The sequence below is a fragment of the Flavobacteriales bacterium genome, assembly GCA_016699575.1.
Taxonomy (GTDB): Bacteria; Bacteroidota; Bacteroidia; order Flavobacteriales_F; family PHOS-HE28; genus PHOS-HE28.
This window is the reverse complement of record CP064979.1, coordinates 874,987-889,759: the sequence shown is the minus strand read 5'-3', so window position 1 is coordinate 889,759 and position 14,773 is coordinate 874,987. Positions and strand designations below refer to the sequence as shown.

The 14,773-nt window shown below is 60.6% G+C and carries 11 protein-coding genes; 3 read left to right on the top strand and 8 right to left on the bottom strand.

Annotation, left to right across the window (positions count from 1 at the left end; genetic code table 11):
• Window positions 1-79: 79 nt before the first annotated feature.
• Entirely contained in the window at window positions 80-1,306 is a 1,227-nt protein-coding gene (locus IPJ76_03755; GenBank protein ID QQR87349.1) for a pyridoxal phosphate-dependent aminotransferase, read from the bottom strand.
• A gap of 100 nt (window positions 1,307-1,406) precedes the next feature.
• Window positions 1,407-1,880, bottom strand: a complete 474-nt coding sequence (locus IPJ76_03750; protein QQR87348.1) for a DUF1573 domain-containing protein — start codon at window positions 1,878-1,880, stop codon at window positions 1,407-1,409.
• Window positions 1,881-2,086: 206 nt separating this feature from the next.
• On the opposite strand from IPJ76_03750, the gene IPJ76_03745 reads away from it, so the two are divergent.
• Complete coding sequence (locus IPJ76_03745) at window positions 2,087-4,741, top strand: valine--tRNA ligase (protein QQR87347.1); 2,655 nt, start codon at window positions 2,087-2,089, stop codon at window positions 4,739-4,741.
• Here IPJ76_03745 and IPJ76_03740 read toward each other — a convergent pair whose 3' ends face one another.
• Genes IPJ76_03740 through IPJ76_03730 form a run of 3 tightly spaced genes read right to left on the bottom strand, consistent with a single transcriptional unit; the run spans window position 4,742 to window position 9,207 of the window.
• Entirely contained in the window at window positions 4,742-5,713 is a 972-nt protein-coding gene (locus IPJ76_03740; protein ID QQR87346.1) for an HmuY family protein, read from the bottom strand.
• Window positions 5,710-7,971 (bottom strand): TonB-dependent receptor, encoded by a 2,262-nt coding sequence (locus IPJ76_03735; GenBank protein QQR87345.1) that lies wholly within the window; start codon window positions 7,969-7,971, stop codon window positions 5,710-5,712. Before IPJ76_03735 ends, IPJ76_03740 begins: the two co-directional genes overlap by 4 nt.
• Window positions 7,972-7,974: 3 nt before the next feature.
• Complete coding sequence (locus IPJ76_03730; GenBank protein ID QQR87344.1) at window positions 7,975-9,207, bottom strand: T9SS type A sorting domain-containing protein; 1,233 nt, start codon at window positions 9,205-9,207, stop codon at window positions 7,975-7,977.
• A 128-nt stretch (window positions 9,208-9,335) separates the two neighbouring features.
• Here IPJ76_03730 and IPJ76_03725 point away from each other — a divergent pair, with 128 nt between their 5' ends.
• Entirely contained in the window at window positions 9,336-10,262 is a 927-nt protein-coding gene (locus IPJ76_03725) for an exopolyphosphatase (GenBank protein ID QQR87343.1), read from the top strand.
• A gap of 46 nt (window positions 10,263-10,308) precedes the next feature.
• Here the strand turns inward: IPJ76_03725 and IPJ76_03720 are convergent, their stop codons facing one another.
• From IPJ76_03720 to acs, 3 genes are read right to left on the bottom strand one after another with little or no spacing between them, the layout of a single operon-like run.
• Window positions 10,309-11,373, bottom strand: a complete 1,065-nt coding sequence (locus tag IPJ76_03720) for a hypothetical protein (GenBank protein ID QQR87342.1) — start codon at window positions 11,371-11,373, stop codon at window positions 10,309-10,311.
• A complete protein-coding gene (locus tag IPJ76_03715) occupies window positions 11,370-12,203 on the bottom strand; it encodes a TylF/MycF family methyltransferase (GenBank protein ID QQR87341.1) in 834 nt (277 codons plus the stop codon). The genes IPJ76_03720 and IPJ76_03715 overlap by 4 nt, the downstream gene beginning before the upstream one ends.
• A 13-nt stretch (window positions 12,204-12,216) precedes the next feature.
• A complete protein-coding gene (acs, locus tag IPJ76_03710) occupies window positions 12,217-14,115 on the bottom strand; it encodes an acetate--CoA ligase (protein QQR87340.1) in 1,899 nt (632 codons plus the stop codon).
• Window positions 14,116-14,210: 95 nt separating this feature from the next.
• Here acs and IPJ76_03705 point away from each other — a divergent pair, with 95 nt between their 5' ends.
• Window positions 14,211-14,753, top strand: a complete 543-nt coding sequence (locus IPJ76_03705; GenBank protein ID QQR87339.1) for a YbhB/YbcL family Raf kinase inhibitor-like protein — start codon at window positions 14,211-14,213, stop codon at window positions 14,751-14,753.
• The last annotated feature ends 20 nt before the right edge of the window (window positions 14,754-14,773 follow it).

Genomic DNA, 14,773 nt, shown 5'->3' with positions numbered 1-14,773 from the left:
TTCGACGAACCCCTGGTTACAGTTCGACGAAAACAGGAAAGCCGACCCTCGGGTCGGCTTTCCCAGTACGCGGGGGTAGTCAGGACGCCGCGGCCTCCGCAGGCACCGAACGGGTTACTCCGGGATAGAGCTTCAGCGCCTCGGCCAAGCACTCCACGGCCAGCTTCAGCTTGTCCTGTTCCAGTACGTAGGCCAGTCGCACCTGCTGGCGGCCGGGTTCGGGGACTGAATAGAACCCCGTGGCCGGGGCCATCATCACCGTGTGGCCCTTGTGCTCGAACGATTCCAGGAGCCATTGGCAGAACCGGTCACTATCGTCCACCGGCAGCTCGGCGACGCAATAGAAAGCCCCTTTGGGTTTGGGGCATTTCACGCCCGGAATGCTGTTTAGACCATCCACCAGCACATCGCGGCGTTGCCGGTATTCGCCGATCACCTCACTGAAATAGGACGCCGGCGTGGCCAGTGCCGCTTCCGAGGCGAGTTGTCCGAACGTTGGCGGGCTCAAACGCGCTTGTGCGAACTTCAGGACGGCCGCCATCACCTCCTTGTTCCGGCTGATGACCGCCCCGACACGAGCACCGCACATGCTGTAGCGCTTGCTCACACTGTCGATGAGGATCACGTTCCCGTCGATCCCCTCCAAGTTCAGCGCGCTCATGTGTTCTGCGCCATCGTAACAGAACTCGCGGTACACCTCGTCAGCGAACAGAAAGAGGTCGTGCTTCTTCACGATGTCCCGGAGACGCTCTAGTTCCTCCTTGCTGTACAGGTAGCCCGTGGGGTTGCCCGGGTTGCAGATCAGGATCGCGCGCGTCTTCGGGGTGATGAGCTTCTCGAACTCCGTGATGGGCGGCAAGGCGAAGCCATTGTCGATGCTACAGCGCACCGGCACCACCACCGCACCGGCAGCAACGCTGAAACTGTTGTAGTTGGCATAGAACGGCTCCGGGATGATGACCTCATCACCGGGATCGAGGGTGGCCATGATGCTGAAGAGCAGGGCCTCGCTTCCGCCGTTGGTGACGATGATCTGCTCGTGCGTGATGGTGATGCCATGTTGGGCGTAGTACTTCACCAAGCCCTTGCGGTAGCTTTCGTTGCCGGCGCTGTGGCTGTATTCCACCACTTTTAGGTCCATGTGGTGGAGGGCTTCCAGGGCGACCTGCGGCGTGGCAATGTCAGGTTGGCCGATATTGAGGTGCAGCACCTTGGTGCCGCGCTTCTTGGCAGCTTCGGCGTAGGGCACCAGTTTGCGGATGGGACTGGGCGGCATACGCTCGCCTTTCTTGCTGATGGATGGCATGTTCGGTAGGCCGGTTGAGGCGGCGAAGATCGGTGATGGCCAAGAACGAAGAAGCCCCCACCGGCAAACCGGCAGGGGCTTCGTTCAAAAGGTGTTCGGCTTACATGCCACCACCCGGGTTCGCCACAGGCGACATCGGGCTGGCGTCCTTCACAGGGCTGGTCGGGGTGTCAGGACCGGCTTCCACGTTGCCCGTGATGCGCACCACCTTGTTGGGGGCATTGGTGGCATTGCTAGTGATGGTCACGTTCTTGTTGATCGGACCGGGGCGCATCGTGTCGTACTTCACCGTGATAATGGTGGTTTTGCCCGGCGCGATAGGGGCGGTGTCGCACTTGGGAACCGTGCAACCGCAGCTGCCTTTGCAGTTGGTGATGATCAGGGGCTGGTCGCCAGTGTTGGTCACCGTGAACTCGCTGGTACCGTTGGCGCCTTTGGCCACGGTGCCGTAGTCGTGCACTTCCTTGTCGATGGTCAGTTGCGGACCGTTGCCGCCCACGGCGCGGGTGTTGTCCTGGGCCATGGCATCGCCGAAGAGCGACACCAGCGCGAGGGAAAAAAGAACCTTCTTCATGTTGAGGTGTGTGTTTGGTTTTCGGTTCAACGTTCCGCACCAAGCGGTAACGCGACCAAAAGTACGGGGGTCGGAAACCAAGGTTCGGACCTTAACAGGCGATTAACAGCGGAAGTGACGGGCAGGGGACCCGGCTACTTTCGCAGCGCCGAAAACGAGGTGCAAGAGCGGAACCATCCGCCTTCGCCAAGGCTACGGCGGATGCAATGGAACTCGACAAGCGCTACGACCCCTCCACCACGGAACGCAAGTGGTACCAGTACTGGCTCGACAACGGCTACTTCCGAAGCGTGCCCGACGGCCGCGAGCCGTACACCGTCGTGATACCGCCGCCGAACGTGACAGGTGTACTGCACATGGGGCACATGCTGAACAACACCATCCAGGACGTGCTCGTTCGGCGCGCGCGCATGCAGGGCAAGAATGCCTGCTGGGTTCCGGGAACGGACCACGCGAGCATCGCCACGGAAGCGAAGGTGGTGCGCCTGCTTGCTGAACAAGGGATCAAGAAAAGCGCGATCGGTCGCGAAGAATTTCTGAAGCATGCACATGCCTGGAAGGACAAATACGGCGGCGTGATCCTTGAGCAGTTGAAGAAGCTGGGTGCCTCCTGTGATTGGGACCGCACGCGCTTCACCATGGAGCCGAAGTTGAGCGAAGCCGTGCTCGATGTTTTCATCGACCTGCACAAGAAAGGCCTCGTGTATCGTGGCCAGCGCATGGTGAACTGGGATCCCGTGGCCCTCACCGCCGTGAGCGATGAGGAAGTGATCATGAAAGAGATGAACTCACGTCTCTTCCATGTCCGATACCGGATCGACCCCCCTTCTCCCTCGGAGAAGGGGCCAGGGGATGAGGGCGAATACATCACGATCGCCACCACGCGGCCTGAGACCATCCTGGGTGATACCGCCATCGCCGTACACCCGGAAGACGAGCGCTATGCCCACCTGAAGGGGAAGCGCGCATTGGTGCCCTTGATCGGCCGCAGCATACCCATCATCTTCGACGAGTACGTGGAGCGCGAGTTCGGTACCGGTGCGTTGAAAGTGACGCCGGCGCACGATGCGAACGACCACGAGCTGGGCAAGAAGCACGGCCTGGGAACGATCGACATGCTGGAGCCCAACGGCACCCTGAGCGCGGCCGCGCAGCTCTACGTGGGCGAGGACCGCTTCGCCGTACGCAAGAAGATCGTGAAGGACCTCGAGGAGAAAGGCCACCTCGTCAAGATCGAGGACATCAAGAACAAGGTGGGCTACAGCGAGCGCACGGATGCTGTGATCGAGCCACGTCTCAGCTTGCAATGGTTCGTGAAGATGAGCGAGCTGGCCAAGCCCGCGCTGGAAGTGGTGCTTGATGGGAAGGTGAAACTGCATCCGCAGAAATTCACCAACACCTACAAGTATTGGATGGAGAACGTGCGCGACTGGTGCATCAGCCGCCAGTTGTGGTGGGGCCAGCAGGTGCCCGCATGGTACAACGACAACGGTGACGCGGCCGTGTGCAAGACCGAGGCCGAGGCGGTCGCTTACTTCAAATCACAAGGACAAAGCACCACGGGCATCAAGCAGGACGAGGATGTGGTGGACACCTGGTTCAGCAGCTGGCTCTGGCCCATCAGCGTGTTCGACGGTTTCGAGGATCCGGACAATGCCGACATCAAGTACTACTACCCGACGAACGATCTGGTGACCGCACCGGAGATCCTCTTCTTCTGGGTGGCGCGCATGATCATGGCCGGGCTGGAGTACCGCAACGAGGTGCCGTTCAAGAACGTGTACCTCACTGGCATCGTGCGCGACAAGCTGGGCCGGAAGATGAGCAAGAGCCTCGGCAATAGTCCGGATCCGCTGGAGCTGATCGAGAAGTTCGGTGCGGATGGCGTGCGCGTGGGCATGTTGCTCACCTCACCCGCTGGCAACGATCTGCCTTACGACGATTCCCTCTGCGAGCAGGGCCGCAACTTCAGCAACAAGATCTGGAACGCCTTTCGCCTGGTGAAGGGCTGGAGCGTTGATGATCGCGCGCAGAGTGCCGGCAACGCGGTGGCTTGTGCATGGATGCGTTCACGCGTCGAGCATGCCACGAAGGAGATCGACGACCTCTACGCGCAGTTCCGCATCAGCGAGGCGCTCATGGCCACCTACAAGCTGATCTGGGATGATCTGTGCAGCTGGTACCTCGAATCCATCAAGCCCTCCTTCGTGAACGGCGTAGGCGAACCCATAGACCGCACGACGTACGAAGCGACCATCAGCCTATTCGAGGATGTGATGAAGTTGCTGCATCCCTTCATGCCCTTCCTCACCGAAGAGTTGTGGAGCCACTTGCGCGAGCGCCAAGGCCCAAAGGATGCGCTGATCATTGCCGCCTGGCCGAAGGGCGGCGACGGTGATGCGAAGCTCGAAGCCGAAGTCCAACACGCATTCGATCTTGTGACCGCCGTGCGCAACACGCGCAACGAACGTGGCATGAGCCCGAAGGAGGCAATGGAGTTGAAGGTGAAAGGCACGACACCGCTAAGTGCATCGACCATCGCGCTGGTGGGCAAACTCGCCAACGTGAGCGCCATCAACGCCGTTGCGAAACCGGCCGATGGTTCCGTGACCTTCCTCGTCGGCACCACTGAGTATGCCGTGGACCTCGGCGGCAATGTGGATCCCGCCGCTGAGGCGAAGAAGGCCGAAGAGGAGCTGAATTACCTCCGCGGCTTCCTCACCAGCGTGGACAAGAAGCTCTCGAACGAGCGCTTTGTTGCCGGTGCTCCGCCCCAGGTGCTGGAGAACGAGCGCAAGAAGAAGGCTGACGCCGAGGCGAAGATCAAGTCGTTGGAGGAACGCCTGATCGTGCTGCGCTGATCACAACGCCACCACCTCGAACGTCGGGCAGCCACGCTCGCCTTGGTCGTTGTAGAAGTCGGTGAAGTGCAGCTTGAAGAACTGTCCTTCGCTGTCTTCGATGATGTACACCCGTTCGGGGAAAACGGTGTAGACGGCGAGGTCGAAATCGTACTCCTTCCACTCGTAACCCACGGCGTCGTCACCGGCGGTGAACGGATGCGCGAGCGTATCGGCCACCGTCACAGCGTTGAAATCGCTGGTGACCATCGGTGCCACGCGTGCACCACTGAAGGCATTGATGGCCCCAGTGACCAAGTAGGCCGTGTAGGGCTCGTAGAACTGGTAGGTGTATTGCGTGAAGACCAGATCGTACGAACCGGTGGGCGGTGCGATGTTCACGACTTGTCCTGAGCTGATCTTGAAGTGCACGTAGCTGCGGGTGGGGTCCTTCGCCACCGTGTGCTGTTGAACGTTGGTGCCGTTCATGTTGGCGGTCTCGAACGTGAAGCCGTTGGGATCCACCGAGGTGATGCGCAGCAACTTCACGCCAATGGGCAAGCCGATGTCACTGAAGCCCATTTCCAGCGCGTACACCGGCAAGTTGGTGCGCCAGTCGCGGATCGCGGTGGAGTCCGGTGAACCGCCGTTATGGTCGATACGCCACAATGCCGCGAACCCGTTCGTGTCAACCGGTTGCGCGATGTCCGTGGTGTTCAGTTCCGCTGCGCGCATGAACCGGGCGGTGTTGAGGCGCACGAGCCAACCATCGGCGCTGCACTCGAAGGCAAGGTCCCATGCGTTCTTGCTGTTCGCGCTCACGATCGCATTGCTGCCCAGGTCGTACCAGAGCTGATCGCCGTAGTCGCTGCCCAAACACGCCTGTCCGGTCACCACTCCGCCTTGCGGACGCGCAGGAACCGGCAGTTCATCCTTCAAGCAGCTGCTGAGCAGCAACGCACTGACCGCACCGATGGACCAAACGTTCTTCATTCTTGCTTCTTCAGATCGATGTCCAACCGGAGGAAACATGTGCGGCCGATGGCCATCGGCACCTGCCCGCCGCCACCGCTGTGCACACCACCGGCCACCATCGATGAACCGATGTTGGAGACGTTGGTGATGTTCTTGCAGCCCATGCCAATGCGCAGCCGCTTCTTCCAAAGTGACTTGCTGATGTTGGCATCGGCCATCACGTACGGGTCCAGCGTGCTGCGCCCCACTTCTGTTTCCGAGAGGGATACATAGTTGCCCAGTTCGCCCTGGTACTTGGCGAAGACCGAAGCGCTCCAGCCGTACTTCCGCCATTCGCGTGTTATGGTGCCGCGCACTTCAGGTGTGTACAGCCACGCATCGCCACCACTGGTCTCGCCCAGTTCGTCGTAGCGGCCAGTGAACGCTCCGGCGATGTTCAGCAGCCAGTGGCCGTTGTCCCATCCGATGCCGGCGCTGCCGCCTACCGTGCGGTAGTCGCCGATGTTCACGTAGCTGTACCGCGTCGGTGAGATCTGCACCAGAGTGATAAGGTCGCTGATGACGTTGCAGAACGTAGAGAGATCCGCAGTGAACACCCCTCGTTCCATGTTCTTCCGGTAAGTGAGCCCGAGGTTGAAACTGTTCGAGCGTTCGGCTTCAAGGTCTTCGTTGCCCACGATGTCATGGTTCACGTCCACGAAGAAGAAGTACAACTCTTTGAGCGATGGTGCGCGGAACCCTTGCGCGTAGCTGGCGCGCAAGGTGATGGCGCTGTCCAGTTGCCACCGCACATTGAGCGATGGGATCAGCGGTGCGCCGTAGCGCGTGTTGTGCGCGTACCGTGCACCGGGCCGCAACGTCAGTCGCGACAAGGGTTTCCACTCCAGGCTGGCGAACACGGCATAGTCGCCGATCGTTTCACCGTTGCCATCGCCGATGCGTTCGCCCGCGCCGGTCTCGTGGTTCAGGTCGGTGCCGATCTCGTAGGCCAGCTTGCTGCTGTCGGGCGCGCTGCTGAAGACGAGGCGTGCATTGGTGAGCGTGAACCGCGACGTGTCCTGCATGCCTTCGGTGCTCACCAATTGCTCGTCGAGCGTAGTGAGGTCGCGCAGCCAGGTGTTGCGCAGGCGTCGGTAGCGGTTGTGAGCGATAAGTGCGTTCAAGCGTTTGCCGCTTCCCCACTGGCCCTCGGTGAAGAGGGCGTTGTCCAGCCGTTCGGTCAGGTACTGTTCGTCGAATGCGGTTTCGCCATAGGGTGTGCGCGGCCTGCCACGGTTCGTGATCCGGTCCTGCATGCCTTCGCCTTTATAGCCCAACGTCCAGCGGTCGTTCAGCGCGAAACGATAGTTGAGGCGTGCGAAATACTGCTCGCGTGGTTTCCACTGCTGGAAGCGGTTCGTGTCGGCGAGCTGCGGCTCGAAGTTGTATAGGTCGCCTCCCTGGCGCGGATCCCAGCCACCGAAGAAGTTGCGGCCCACGGTGAGGAGCAAGTCGTTGCGGCCGAAGCGGCGGCCTGCTGTCGCGGCCAGGTTCAGGCGGCCGACGTGCTCAGCATACGCGTTGGCGTTCAGCGTCGACGAGGAGCGCGCCCTCTTGCGCGTGATCAGGTTGATGGTGCCTGCCAGTGCGTTCGTGCCGTAACTCACGCTCAATGGTCCTTCAACCACCTCAATGCGCTCGATCCCGCTGAGGTCGATCTGCGCTAGGTCGAGGTTGCCGTTCTGGCGGCCGATCATCGGCACACCGTCCACCAGGATCTTCACGTTCTCGCCGCCGAGCCCTTGCATCTGCATGCTCGTGCCCAGGATGTTGTCTTGTTCCAGGCGGATGTTCAACTCCTGTCGCAACACATCGCCGAGACTTTCCGCAGCCATGCGCTCCATGCGCTTGGCGTCGATGACGCGCAACCGATGCACCGCGCGATCCGCAGTACCGGGCTTGTATTGGCCGGTCACGACCGCTTGTTCGAGTTCCAGTGCCTTGGCCTGAAGACGCACGGTGAACGGTGCCAACGACCGTATTGTGTCCGTGGCGTGATGGTACCCGAGGGCACGCACGTTCAGCAGCACCCCTCGTGTGACTTGTTCAGCAGTGAGGGGCAGAGCGGCTTTGCCATTCGCGTCACCAGCTACCACAGCAGTGGAAGCACCGGCCATCCATGAAACGTGCGCGTAAGGCACGGGCTGCGCTGAACCGGCATCAAGCACGATCACCTGCACCTGTGCCACAGCACCGAGGCAGGTGATCATGAAGAGCGATGCCCAGCCGAGGCGCATGCCTTATTGCACCACCAAGCGTTGCACTGCGTTCGTCGCGCCATCGTCGACGCGCAGCAGATAGATGCCCGCTTCAACACCGTTCACATCGAACGCGATGTTGCTGAGGACGCCGCCCTGGTTGCTGCTTTGCTGGCGCACCAATTTGCCGTTCAGGTCGGTCAGCAGCAGTCGCGTGGTGCCGTTGAAGCCGTCCATTACAACGTTCACTTGACCGTTGCTGGTCGGGTTCGGGTATAGCGCAACCACGGTGCTGTTGGTCACTTCGCCAACGCTTGCCGCGCTGATCAGTTGCTTGTTGAAGCTGATGTCGCCCGTGGTGCTTCCACCGAAACCGGTGAACCACATCTTCCACACGTTGCCCGTCACGTCCTTCACGAAGTAGGTGAGGGAGTCCTCGATCACGTACTGGAACGTGCCCATGTCGAAGTACTTCCAGTCGTGTCCCAGGATGTTGATGTCGTTGCCAAGGTCGTTCCATTGGAACACCGCATCGAGTGTCGGAACACCGCCAACTTGTACAGCTTGGACGTTCTTGTTGTGCAGCGCGCCGGTAACACCGTACCACGTGCCGATGTTGGTCGTGTACTTGCCGAACAAGATGTCCCAATCGGCGCTCATCGGTTCACGGTCGATGGCGCTGTGGGACGTCATGGACCAATAGGCGTAGTTCTTGCCGCTGTAGTCGGCCTTTGCGATCTGATGTGTTTGCTCGTCGCTGCCATCAAGGTTCGCGTAAGTGAAGGTGTATGTACCTGCGCCCAGCGCGTCGATGCGGATCATTCTGGCCGCTCCGTCAGCAAGCACCACCACTTGTATGCTGTCGCCGGCAACCACGTGCGTTACTGTGTTATAGATGCCCCAGCCGATATTGTAGGCATCGAGGTCCACATCGCTGTTGAAGGCCCCGAGGCTCCAGTCCTTGTCGCTGTTGTGGAGGCCCTGCCAGTTGGCGGCCATGCCTGTGGTGTCCATGCTGCCCCAATCGCCCACAGCGACGGGCGCTTGGTAAACCTTCACCCCCTTGGCCGTGTTGGCCATGATGCCCGCATTGAACCCGCCATTGATCTCGAAGGCGAGGTCCCATTCCGCCAGCGGGGCTGAAGTGGTGGCGTCGGTGTTCAGGTTGTACCAGGTCTGCTGGGCATTGCCCGGGCCGGTGGTGACGGTTACGGAAGTCTGGGCCGCCACGGTGGTGGCGGCGATGAGAGCGGCGAGGAGGAGCGGTGTTTTCATTTCGGCGGCGAATGTGCTCCACGAACGATCCAGCGGGGGGTGATGGATCACGCTCTTGACCGAAAATGGCGTTCGCATGACAATCGGCCCGGCGGATGGCGGAGCCCCTTGGCGGCTACCTTCGGCGCATGGACCGCGACCGCACGTACGCCGCCATTGACATCGGTTCCAATGCCGTGCGCCTTCTCGTGGGCGAAGTGATCGAACGGGACGACCACCCGATCATCAAGAAGCAGACACTGGTGCGCGTGCCCATCCGTTTGGGCGAGGATGTGTTCGACGGCGGCGCCATCACCAGCGCGAAGCGCGATTACCTCATCAAGAGCTTGAAGGCGTTCCGGTTGCTCACTGAGGTATACGGTCTCAGCTACATGCGCTGTTGCGCCACGAGTGCCATGCGCGAGGCCAGCAACGGTGAGGAGGTGTGTGCCCGGGTGGAGATGGAAAGCGGCGTGCACATTGAGGTCATCAACGGGAAGTTGGAAGCCGACCTCATCAGCAACGTGTTCTGGACACAGGACCTGCTCAAGGACCGCAACTACCTGCTCATCGACGTGGGCGGCGGAAGCACGGAACTCACTTGGCTGGAGAAGGGCGAACGGAAGAAGAGCGCCAGTTTCAAAGTGGGTACCGTGCGCACGTTGAAGGGCAAAGTCGATGCGTCCGTCTGGAACGAGGTGGATGCCTTCCTCAGTGAATTGCGCGCCGAGCATGGCACCCTGATGGCGATCGGTACCGGTGGGAACATCAACCGGCTGTTCAAGGAAACGGGCAGCTCGTTCGGTGAACCGCTCACCACGGTGGACATCACCACACAGCGCGAACGGATAGCGGGTTATTCGTTCGATGACCGCGTTAAGCTCTTGCGGCTCCGCCCTGACCGTGCCGACGTGATCATCCCGGCCGCCGACATTTTCCTGCGCATCATGCGCGCCGCCAACATCGAAGAGGTGTTCGTTCCCAAGGTCGGTCTCGCCGACGGCATCATCTACGACCTGTACATGAAGCAATTCGGGAAGGTGAAGTACCCGAAGGCGGAGCCGGTGCTCTCCTAGATGTGCGGGACTAGTCGTGCGGGGGGAGCAGTGGAGCCCTTACACTTCATATCGGGCAGGACGCGCCCGGCAGGTCCGTGGAGACAGGTCTACTGAGCTCGAGGAAGTTCCGGTAGTAGTGCGCGTGGTCGAACGCCTTGATCGACGCTCGCGCATTGGTTGAAAGCGTCGTGTACTCCGCATGGCTCATGGAACGCAGTACGGATATCCGCTCGTGGAACTCCTGCGCGTTGGAGAAGAAGTAGCCGTTCACTCCGTCGACAACCACGTGATCGTTCTCCGGTTGATAGGTGCTAAGGACAGGAACTCCGTTGTTCAGGTACTGTTTCGCCTTGATGCCTGACTTGGCCCGCTGGATGGGCGTGTCCACCAGTGTGGCAACGCCCACGTCGAACCCGGCGATCCGTTGTTGGATCCAGTGCTCATCCTCCCATGAAGGGGGCTGTGGGAATTCCAGCACGATGTGCGGACTGGCGGCGAAGTGTTCGCGGATCCATCGCACATCCTCCTGCTGCCTGACCCCGATGAGGATGACCTTGGTGAGCAGCGTGAAACACTTGAGCGCGGGGAAGACCAGCTGTACCAGCCCCTGCTTGTGCCCGCCACCGAAATCACCTATCCAGCCAATGGTGAATACCGCCGCCCGTTCCTTCTTTACGATGCCCAGGTCGATGACCGGGGAGGTAACGAAGGATATGTTCTTGTTGAACTGGCCCAAGTGCTCCATGATGGCCCGGCTTCCGGCCGAAACGCGTTCGCAGTTGGCCGCGAAAAAGTGGATGGTGTGCGGATCGTGCTCGAGGTAGTCGGCGTCGTCGAGGTCGTAGATGGTCCTTTTGCGACGCACCTTCACAAGCAACTTGAGCGCAGCGGCATAGATGAAACCGGAACTCACGCGTTGGATGACGATGAGGGATCCCTTCTTCCGGAAGAGCAGCGCCGAGAAATAGGCTCCGAGAAAGCAAAGGAGCTTGCCCGGCGAGTAACCCGGAACGACGAGCAAATGCTTTACGCCGTGCTCGCGCTCGAAATAGGCCAAAGGATACTGGGCCCTGTATCGAACGCTTGGCGACCCGAGGTTGAAGTACGCGAACCAGTAGATGAACTTCATCGGCTCTTTCTCCAGTAAACCGCTTCTCGATCTATGGCACGGACGCGGTCGGGAATGCCGTTCGCTGCCCGATAGTCTTCGACGCCTTTGCGGCAGGCTGGAATGGAGTGATAGTCATCGACGATCACGAACCCTCCGATGGAGACTTTCGGGTACAAGCATTCCAAAGCGACCATCGTTGAGCCGTACAGATCACCGTCCAAGCGTAGGAGCGCGAGTTCCTGGATCGGGGCAATGGGCAGGGTGTCCTTGAACCAGCCCTTGAGGAACTTCACCCGGTCATCGAGCAGGTCGAACCGCGCGAAGTTGCCCTGCACCACCGACAAGGGAACACTGAGCATCCGCACTTTGTGCAGTGCGTTACCCTTGTCCGCAGGCCATGCATCAGGGTCGGGGACCGGTATCCCCTCAAAGGAATCCGCCAGCCACACGTTCCTGTCTTCCAATGCGAGCTCGTTCAGCATGGCGCGCATGAAGATGGCCGCCCCACCACGCCACACCCCTGTTTCGATGAGATCACCGGGGATGTTCTGTTCCGCGATCTTCGTGATGCACTCTTCCAGATGGTCCAGTCGTTCCATGCCGACCATCGTCAGTGCGTTCGCCGGCCAGTCCGATCCACCTGTTCGACCCTCGGCGGTTACGGGTTCCATCTTGCAGATGGTGAAGTTCCGCATGCGCAGCAGCTGGTCCAGGGAATGGAGAAGCGCTGTTTTCCAGTTCGGCTCTACCGTTGAAAGGGGATGCAGTTCTGAAGTTCCGACGTTGTGGTAATCGGTCAAAGATCGCTTGAGCAGACTGATGTACCGGGAGGATGTCTTCGAGGGCATAGCATGCGGTGAACTAAAGACGCCCCGCCTTTATCTCCTCCACCACCGCCGGGTCCAGCAGTGTGGTCGTATCGCCCAGGTTGCTCATCTCGCCCTCCGCGACCTTCCGCAGGATGCGGCGCATGATCTTGCCGCTGCGCGTTTTGGGAAGGCCGCTGACGAATTGGATCTTGTCGGGCTTGGCGATGGGGCCAATGACCTTGGCCACCGTGGCAAGGATCTCCGCGCGGGCTTTGTCGGGGTCGTCGATCTTCTTCTCCGCGATCACATAGGCGTAGATGCCCTGGCCCTTGATGTCGTGCGGATAGCCCACTACGGCGCTTTCCACCACGAACTCACTTTCGTTGATGGCGTTCTCGATCTCCGCCGTGCCGAAGCGGTGGCCGCTCACGTTGATCACATCGTCCACGCGGCCGATGATCCGGTAGCGGCCACTGGCATCGCGGCGCGCGCCATCGCCGGTGAAGTAGTAACCCTTGTAACTGCTGAAGTAGGTCTGGCGGCAGCGCTCATGGTCGCCGTAGGTGGTGCGGATGATGCTCGGCCACGGGAACTTGATCGCGAGCAGGCCTTCAACGTCGTTCTCCTTGATCTCCTTCCCATCGGCTGTGAGCAGCACGGGTTGCACACCGGGCAGCGGCCACGCGGCGTAGCTCGGTTTCTCGTCGTTCACCCCGGCGAGCGAGGAGATGAGGATGCCGCCGGTTTCCGTCTGCCACCATGTGTCCACAACAGGGCAGTTGTTCTTGCCGATATGCTCCTTGTACCAATGCCAGGCTTCTTCGTTGATCGGTTCGCCCACGCTGCCGATGACCTTCAAAGAAGCAAGTGAATTCGGCTTCACGAAGCCGAGCCCTTGGGCCATGAGCGAGCGGATGGCCGTTGGCGCGGTGTAGAAGATGTTGACCTTGTGCTTGTCGATCACTTGCCAGAAGCGTCCGGCGTCCGGAAAGGTTGGAATGCCCTCGAACATCAGCGTTGTTGCCCCTGCGAGCAGCGGCCCGTAGATGATGTAGCTGTGCCCCGTTACCCAACCCACATCGGCGGTGCACCAGTACACGTCGTTCTCCTCGTACTGGAACACATTGCGGAACGTGTAGTCCGCGTACACCATGTAGCCGCTGCAGGTGTGCACCACGCCCTTGGGTTTGCCGGTGCTCCCGCTGGTGTAGAGGATGAAGAGCATGTCCTCGCTGTCCATCGCTTCAGCGGGACAAGTCGCGTCCACATGTGCGAGTTCTTCATGCAGCCAAACATCGCGGCCGGTGGTCATGGACACATCCTCTCCGGTGCGTTTCGTTACGATCACCTTCCTGACACCGGGACATGTCCTCAGTGCTTCATCCACGATGGCCTTAACCGGTCCCTTTTTCGCGCCGCGCGCCATGCCATCGCTGGTGAGCACGAAGGCGGCATCGGCATCCAGGATGCGATCGGCGATGCTCTGTGCGCTGAAGCCCGCGAAGACCACGGAGTGTATCGCACCGATGCGTGCGCAAGCCAGCACTGCCATGGCCAGCTCCGGGATCATGGGCATGTAAATGCAAACACGGTCGCCCTTCTTCACGCCGTTGCGCTTCAGCACGTTCGCAAAGCGGCAAACGCGATCGTGCAGTTCGCGGTAGCTGATCCGTTGTGCGGCTTCCTGCGGGTCGTTCGGTTCCCAGAGGATGGCGGTCTTTTCGCCGCGCGTCGCCAAGTGCCGGTCCAGGCAGTTCTCCGTGATGTTGAGCGTGCCGCCGCTGAACCACTTGACATCGGGCCCATCGAAGTTCCAGTCGAGCACCCGGTCCCACTTCTTCTTCCAAGTGAAGTGCTCGGCCTGTGCCGCCCAGAAGGCTTCCGGGTCGCGGACGCTCAGAGCATAGGCGTTGTCGTAGTCGGCTTGCGTGCGTAAGCGGCTGAAGGTCATGGTCCGTTCTGAAGATGCGTTGGAAAAGTAGCGTTCGCCCAGTACGGTGGAGCGGCGGCTGTCCGACCGTACGTTAGCGCACCCAACCCAAGACCATGCGCACCTTCACGTTCCTCTCATCGCTCTCGTTCGCCGTTGCGTTGAACGCCCAGACCTTCACCCTCACCAGCAGCAGCGTTGGTGGACAGGCCACCATGCAGGAAGTCTTCAACGGCTTTGGTTGCACGGGGCAGAACCAAAGCCCGCAGCTGAGCTGGAGCAACGCACCCGAAGGCACCAAGAGCTTCGCCATCACCATCCACGACAAGGACGCGCCCACGGGCAGCGGTTGGTGGCATTGGCTGGTGTTCGACCTTCCCGCCGGCACAACCACCCTTCCACAAGGCGCAGGCGATCCGGCGAAGAACCTGCTGCCCGCAGGCGCCATCCAAAGCCGCACGGATTTCGGTGCGCCCGGCTACGGTGGTCCTTGTCCGCCGCCCGGCCACGGACCGCACCAATACGTGGTGACGGTGTATGCGCTGAAGGCCGACAAGACCGGTCTCGATGCCAACGCTTCACCCGCGGTGGTAGGCTACACGCTCAATAGCATGATGCTGGCCAAGGCGAGCATCGTGTTCTACTACGAGCGGAAGTGATCACAGCAACGGCGGTCGGA

What these genes read in the sequence shown, in the direction of transcription:
- IPJ76_03755 (QQR87349.1), bottom strand. Translation starts at nt 1,306, where the DNA reads ATGCCATCCATCAGCAAGAAAGGCGAGCGTATGCCGCCCAGTCCCATC.
- IPJ76_03750 (QQR87348.1), bottom strand. Translation starts at nt 1,880, where the DNA reads ATGAAGAAGGTTCTTTTTTCCCTCGCGCTGGTGTCGCTCTTCGGCGAT.
- IPJ76_03745 (QQR87347.1), top strand. Translation starts at nt 2,087, where the DNA reads ATGGAACTCGACAAGCGCTACGACCCCTCCACCACGGAACGCAAGTGG.
- IPJ76_03740 (QQR87346.1), bottom strand. Translation starts at nt 5,713, where the DNA reads ATGAAGAACGTTTGGTCCATCGGTGCGGTCAGTGCGTTGCTGCTCAGC.
- IPJ76_03735 (QQR87345.1), bottom strand. Translation starts at nt 7,971, where the DNA reads ATGCGCCTCGGCTGGGCATCGCTCTTCATGATCACCTGCCTCGGTGCT.
- IPJ76_03730 (QQR87344.1), bottom strand. Translation starts at nt 9,207, where the DNA reads ATGAAAACACCGCTCCTCCTCGCCGCTCTCATCGCCGCCACCACCGTG.
- IPJ76_03725 (QQR87343.1), top strand. Translation starts at nt 9,336, where the DNA reads ATGGACCGCGACCGCACGTACGCCGCCATTGACATCGGTTCCAATGCC.
- IPJ76_03720 (QQR87342.1), bottom strand. Translation starts at nt 11,373, where the DNA reads ATGAAGTTCATCTACTGGTTCGCGTACTTCAACCTCGGGTCGCCAAGC.
- IPJ76_03715 (QQR87341.1), bottom strand. Translation starts at nt 12,203, where the DNA reads ATGCCCTCGAAGACATCCTCCCGGTACATCAGTCTGCTCAAGCGATCT.
- acs (QQR87340.1), bottom strand. Translation starts at nt 14,115, where the DNA reads ATGACCTTCAGCCGCTTACGCACGCAAGCCGACTACGACAACGCCTAT.
- IPJ76_03705 (QQR87339.1), top strand. Translation starts at nt 14,211, where the DNA reads ATGCGCACCTTCACGTTCCTCTCATCGCTCTCGTTCGCCGTTGCGTTG.